7 protein-coding genes are annotated in these 5,997 nt (G+C 75.1%); 3 read left to right on the plus strand and 4 right to left on the minus strand.

Annotated elements, in window-relative coordinates; genetic code table 11:
- Together AB0K37_RS39700 and AB0K37_RS39705 are read right to left on the minus strand one after the other, a co-directional pair.
- Positions 1-685: SMC family ATPase (locus AB0K37_RS39700; RefSeq protein ID WP_363990708.1), on the minus strand; the 685-nt coding region annotated here is incomplete at its 3' end.
- Positions 682-1,809, minus strand: coding sequence for an exonuclease SbcCD subunit D (locus tag AB0K37_RS39705; protein ID WP_363990711.1), 1,128 nt, complete (start codon positions 1,807-1,809; stop codon positions 682-684). The genes AB0K37_RS39700 and AB0K37_RS39705, both read right to left, overlap by 4 nt.
- Positions 1,810-1,925: 116 nt before the next feature.
- Here AB0K37_RS39705 and AB0K37_RS39710 point away from each other — a divergent pair, with 116 nt between their 5' ends.
- Positions 1,926-2,612: a dihydrofolate reductase family protein gene (locus AB0K37_RS39710; protein ID WP_363990714.1), complete on the plus strand. Its 687-nt coding sequence runs from the start codon at positions 1,926-1,928 to the stop codon at positions 2,610-2,612.
- Positions 2,605-3,033 (plus strand): deaminase, encoded by a 429-nt coding sequence (locus AB0K37_RS39715; protein ID WP_363990717.1) that lies wholly within the window; start codon positions 2,605-2,607, stop codon positions 3,031-3,033. The genes AB0K37_RS39710 and AB0K37_RS39715 overlap by 8 nt, the downstream gene beginning before the upstream one ends.
- On the opposite strand, the gene AB0K37_RS39720 is transcribed toward AB0K37_RS39715, so the two are convergent.
- Positions 3,030-3,626, minus strand: a complete 597-nt coding sequence (locus AB0K37_RS39720; protein ID WP_363990720.1) for a disulfide bond formation protein DsbA — start codon at positions 3,624-3,626, stop codon at positions 3,030-3,032. The genes AB0K37_RS39715 and AB0K37_RS39720 overlap by 4 nt on opposite strands.
- Before the next feature lie 130 nt (positions 3,627-3,756).
- Here AB0K37_RS39720 and AB0K37_RS39725 point away from each other — a divergent pair, with 130 nt between their 5' ends.
- A complete protein-coding gene (locus AB0K37_RS39725; protein WP_363990723.1) occupies positions 3,757-5,199 on the plus strand; it encodes an aldehyde dehydrogenase in 1,443 nt (480 codons plus the stop codon).
- Positions 5,200-5,245: 46 nt separating this feature from the next.
- Here AB0K37_RS39725 and AB0K37_RS39730 read toward each other — a convergent pair.
- A partial coding sequence (locus tag AB0K37_RS39730) for an AMP-binding protein (protein ID WP_363990726.1) occupies positions 5,246-5,997 on the minus strand: 752 nt, incomplete at its 5' end.

Raw genomic sequence — 5,997 nt, forward strand, 5'->3', positions numbered from 1 at the left:
GCTCGCGCGGCGGCGCGGCGCCCGTCGTCTCGCAGATCCGATCGGAGATCGAGACGGCCCGCGCCCCGAGCTCGGCGGCCTCCCGGCCGGTGGCGGCGCGCCGCTCGGCGAGCCACTTCTCGACCTGCGCGAACACCTCGGCGGCGAACAGCCGCTCCAGCACCTTGCGGCGTTCGTCGGCGCCGGCGCGCAGGAACCCAGCGAACTCCCCCTGAGGCAGCATCGCCACCTGGCAGAACTGGACGGCGGTCATGCCGAGCATCCGCGTCACGAGGTCGCCCGCCTCGTCCAGGCGGGTGGTGAGGCCCACCCAGCCGCCGTGCTCGAACTCCTCGACGACGACCTTGGCGTGCTCGGTCGTCGTCCCGGACCCGCGCAGCTTCGGCCGCTCCCAGGCGGGCGAGCGCGAGACGCGCAGCCGGCGGCCCCGGATGGTCGTCTCCAGCACCACGCGCGGCCCGGCGCCGGGCGCCGCGTGGTCGCTGCGCAGCCCCTTCACCGCGTTGCGGACGCCGGGCACCTGCCCGTAGAGCGCGAAGCAGACCGCGTCGAGGACGCTCGTCTTGCCCGCGCCCGTCCGGCCCTGGATGAGGAACAGCCCGGCGTCGGACAGCGCGTCGAAGTCGATGACCTCCGTGCCCGAGAAGGGCCCGAACGCCGCGATCTCCAGGCGGTGCAGCCTCACGCCGTGGCCTCCTTCTGGCGGCAGGCCTCGAAGGCCTCGTGGAGCAGGGCGCGTTCGGCTTCGGTGGCGGGCCCGTCGGTGACCTCGGCGACGAAGTCGCCCGCGATGTCGAGGGCGGAGCGCTCGCGGACGCGCTCGGACCAGGTGCGGCCCCCGCCCGCGCCGCCGCCCTCCGGGTCGAAGCCGAGCACGAGCGTGTGCGGGAAGCGGCGGCGCAGCCGCTCCATCGCGGCGGACGGGCGGCGCGCGTCGGTGAGCGTGACCTGGAGCCAGCGGTCCTCGACCTCGTCGTAGGACGGATCGGACAGCAGGTCGTCGATGCGGCCGCGGACCCGGGCCAGTCGCCGCGGGACGGGGGCCTCCACGAACTCCGCCGCGACGCCGCCGGGGCGCAGGTCGATCAGCCACGAGCCCTTGACGTGCCGCTCCTCGGAGAAGGAGTACGCCAGCGGCGAGCCCGAGTAGCGGACGCGGTCGCCGATGCGCCAGGCGCCGTGCAGGTGGCCGAGCGCCGCGTAGTCGACGCCGTCGAACACCGACGCCGACACCTGCGAGGAGCCGCCGACCGAGATGTCGCGCTCGCTCTCGCTGGACTCGCCGCCGGTGACGAACGCGTGCGCGAGCACGACCGACAGCCTGTCGTGGCGCGCGGCGTCGTCGCGGACGCGGCGCATGGCCTCGGTGAGCGCGGCGGCGTGGCTGCGCTCGTCCAGCTCCCACGGGTGGCGGACGAGCTCGGGCTCCAGGTAGGGGACGCCGTAGATCGCGGCGTCGCCCACGACGACGGGCTCCCCCACGGTCGCGAAGTCGGTGCGGACGTGCACGCCGGCGGCGTCCATCAGCGCCGACCCGAACCCGAGGCGGCGCGCGGAGTCGTGGTTGCCCGCGATGAGCACGACCCGGGTGAGGGCGGCGCGCCGCTCCAGGGCCTCGTTGCACAGCCGGACGGCGTCCACCGCGGGCAGGGCGCGGTCGTAGACGTCCCCGGAGACCAGCACGCACTCGACCCGCTCCGCCGCGACGGTCTCGACCAGGTGGTCGACGAACGCCGCCTGCGCGGCCAGCAGGTCCTCGCGGTGGAACGATCTGCCGAGATGCCAGTCGGAGGTGTGCAGGATTCGCATGTCGCAGCAACCATAGGCACCCCCTCCGACACATCCGGCGCAGAAACGCCGAGTCGCCTCAAACGATCTGCGCGGGCGATGCGATCAAGGAGGCGGGGCTCCCGTAGGGTGGCGGCGTGAGCGAGCGTCCCTACGTGCTTCTGAGCTGCGCGATGTCCGCCGACGGCTACATCGACGACGCGACTCCCGAGCGGCTCCGGCTGTCCAGCACGGCCGACTGGGACCGGGTCGACGCGGTGCGCGCCGGCTGCGACGCGATCCTCGTCGGCGCGGGCACCGTCCGGGCCGACGACCCGAGGCTGCTCGTGCGGTCGGCGGCGCGGCGGGAGCAGCGGGTCGCGCGCGGGCTGCCGCCCGACCTCACCAAGGTGACGCTGACCTGGAGCGGCGACCTGGACCCCGGCGCGCGGTTCTTCACCACGGGCGAGTCCCCGAAGCTGGTGTACGCCCCGACCGGCACGGCGGGCGGGCTGGCGGCCCGGCTGGCCGGCCTCGCCGACGTCGTGGACGCCGGCGACCCGCTCGCGCTGGACACGGTGCTCGGCGACCTCGCCGCCCGGGGCGTCCGGCGGCTGATGGTCGAGGGCGGCGGCGGGATCCACACGCTGTTCCTCACCGCCGACGCGGTGGACGAGCTGCAGCTCGTGGTCGCGCCGTTCTTCGTCGGCGACCCCTCCGCGCCGCGCTTCGTGCGGTCCGGGGTGTTCCCGCAGTCGCCCGCGCGCCCCATGCGGCTGCAGGAGGCCACCCGCATCGGCGACCTCGCCCTGCTGCGCTACCTGGTCGGGGGCGCGCGTGGATGACTTCGGCTGGCTGGCCCTGGCCTGCGACCTCGCGGCCCTGTGCCCGCCCTCGCGCACCGCGTTCTCGGTGGGCGCGGTCGTCGTCGGGGCGGACGGGCGGGAGGTCGCGCGCGGCTTCTCCCGCGAGCAGGACCCGCACGACCACGCCGAGGAGGCCGCGCTCGCCAAGGCCGGCGGCGGCCTCGCCGGCGCGACGGTCTACAGCTCCCTCGAACCGTGCGGGCACCGCGCGTCGCGCCCCCGCACGTGCGCGGAGCTGATCGTCGCCTCGGGCGCCCGCCGCGTCGTGTTCGCCTGGCACGAGCCGGCCCTGTTCGCCGCGGGCACGGGCGCGGAGGTCCTCGCGGCCGCGGGCGTCGAGACGGTCGAGCTGCCCGAGCTCGCCGAGCGCGCCCGCCGCCCGAACGCCCACCTTCTCTAGGAGGGGTCGGGGGCGGCGTGGGGCGGCCCCTTGAGCTCGTGGAAGCCGGGCGTCCCGGCGACGAGGAGCGTCCCGTCCCACAGCCGCCCGGCCTCCTCGCCGCGCGGGATCCGGGACAGCACCGGGCCGAAGAACGCCCGCTCGCCGACCGCGACGACGGGCGTGCCGACGTGCGGGCCGACCCGCGCGAGCCCTTCGGCCGTGGACGCGCGGACCGCGTCGTCGTACCGGGCGTCCAGGGCCGCGGCGGCGAGCTCCTCCGGCAGGCCGGCCTCGGCCAGCGCTCCGGAAACCGTGTGGGGCTCCGTCTCGCCGCGCTCGTGGACGCGCGCGCCGAACGCGGTGTAGAAGCGGCCGAGCGCCTCCTGCCCGCCCTCGCCGGCGACGGCGGCGCAGACCCGGGCGGGCAGCCACAGGTAGCCCTCGGGGTCGTTCTCGGGATCGTCGTCCCGGCCCTCGTTCAGCGCCGCCAGGCTCAGCAGGTGCCAGCGCGGCTCGACGGGCCGGACCCTCGCGGCCTCCACCAGCCACCGCGACGTGATCCACGTGTAGGGGCAGGAGGGGTCGAACCAGACGTCGGCGATCTCGGCCATGGCCCCCGTTCTATCAAATGAGACTCCAGTCTCATTCCTCTTGCCAACGCCCCGGGACGTCATGCGATGCTGTGGCCAAGCAAGCATTCGGTTACCCGCGTCGGCCCTCGGGCAGGGGAGGCACAGCAGCATGCGCGAGCACGATCGGCTGTTCATCGGAGGCGAGTGGGCCGCACCGGCCGGGACCGGCGTGATCGACGTCGTCTCCCCGCACACCGAGGAGGTCATCGGGCGGGTCCCCGAGGGCACCGAGGGCGACATCGACGCCGCCGTCGCGGCGGCCCGGCGCGCCTTCGACGAGGGCCCCTGGCCGCGGATGACCCCCGCCGAGCGCGCGGAGATCGTCGGCCGGCTCTCGGCGATCTACGCCGAGCGGCAGCAGGAGATGGCCGACCTCGTGACCGCCGAGATGGGGTCGCCCATCATGTTCTCGGTGTTCGGGCAGGCGGCCATCCCGCAGATGGTGCTGCAGTACTACGTCGACCTCGCCGCCTCCTACACCTGGGAGGAGGAGCGGCAGGGCATGCTCGGGCCGGTCACGGTGACCCAGGAGCCGGTCGGCGTCGTCGCGGCGATCGTGCCGTGGAACGTCCCGCAGTTCACGCTGATGCTCAAGCTCGCGCCCGCGCTCATCGCCGGCTGCACGGTCGTGGCCAAGCCCTCCCCCGAGACCCCCCTCGACTCCTACCTGCTCGCCGAGTGGATCCGCGAGGCGGGCATCCCCGAGGGCGTCGTCAACCTCGTCCCGGCCGGACGCGAGGTCGGCGCCTACCTCGTCGCCCACCCCGACGTCGACAAGGTGTCCTTCACCGGGTCCACCGCCGCCGGACGCAAGATCGGCGCGGTCTGCGGCGAGCAGCTCAAGCGGGTCACCCTCGAACTCGGCGGCAAGTCCGCCGCGATCATCCTGGACGACGCGGACCTGGCCTCCACCGTCGAGGGCTTCAAGCTGGCCTCGCTGATGAACAACGGCGAGGCGTGCGCCGCGCAGACCCGCATCCTGGCGTCCCGCCGCCGCTACGACGAGGTCGCCGACGCGCTCGCGACCATGGTGAGCGGCCTCAACGTGGGCGACCCCGCCGACTACGGCTGCGAGATCGGCCCGCTGGTCGCCAGGCGGCAGCAGGAGCGCGTGGAGAACTACATCCGGATCGGCCAGGACGAGGGCGCCAAGCTGATCACCGGCGGCCTGAACCGCCCGCACGACCGCGGCTGGTACGTCGCGCCCACCGTCTTCGGCGACGTCGGCAACGACATGCGCATCGCCCGCGAGGAGATCTTCGGCCCGGTGCTGGTCCTCATCCCCTACGAGGACGAGGCCGACGCCGTCAGGATCGCCAACGACAGCGACTACGGGCTCGGCGGCTCGGTCTGGACCTCCGACGTCGACCACGGCGTCGAGGTCGCCCGCCGCATCCGCACCGGGAGCTGCGGCGTCAACATGTACACCCTCGACCCGAACACCCCGTTCGGCGGCTACAAGAACAGCGGCCTCGGCCGCGAGCTCGGCCCCGAGGGCCTGCACGCCTACCTGGAGCACAAGTCCATCCCCCACCCCGCCCCCGCGGGCTGACATCCGGGCGTTCCCGCGCGTCCCCGGGACGCGCGGGACCGGCCCGTCAGCACAGCGGGACGACCGGCCAGCCGTGCCGGGCGCGGCAGGCGCGGACGGCCTCGGCGGACGGCGCGCCCGTCACCAGGAGGCGGACCCCCGGGACGGCGACGCGGCCGTGGCCGAAGGCGATGGCGCGGAGCTTGGCCGGGGTGACGACGGCCGCCGTGGCCCGGTGGTCGAGGATCGCTTCGAGCAGGTCCGCCGCGTCGCGGCCGGGGACGCCCACGAGGGTGGCGCCCCGCATGAGGCACAGGTCCACCAGCCCCATCCGTGTGAGAGCGGAGACGTCCTGGCCGCCCAGGACGAGCACGTCGCCGTCCGAGACGCCCAGCGTCCCGGAGAGGCGGCAGAGGTCGGCGAGCCGGTCGGCGTGGGTGATGTCCTGCGGCGGGGCCGGAACGCGCAGAGCGGTGCCCCGGAGTGGGCCGGGCGGCCCGCCGCCCGGGGCGGCCCCGGGTTCCAGGAGGCGGCGGAACGGCGTGGTGCCGGGGACGTCCCCGAAGGCGAAGACCTGCCTGACGTACGACCGCTCCACGGCCGCCATCGACAGGGCCGCGGTGTCCTCGCCGGTCAGCAGGAACCGGGCGCCGGCCTCGTTCATCAGCGCCGCGAGTCCTGCGGGGCCGCCGCCGGCCGGGAGCAGGACCGGCACGGCCCCGGCGGCGGTGGCCGCGTGGACGGCGACGGCCAGTTCACGCAACCCGGAGACGTGGACCGCGCCGGCGTCGCCCTGCCGGACCCCGTGCCGGCGCAGGC

The organism is Actinomadura sp. NPDC049753 (assembly GCF_040674655.1).
GTDB lineage: Bacteria > Actinomycetota > Actinomycetes > Streptosporangiales > Streptosporangiaceae > Spirillospora > Spirillospora verrucosospora.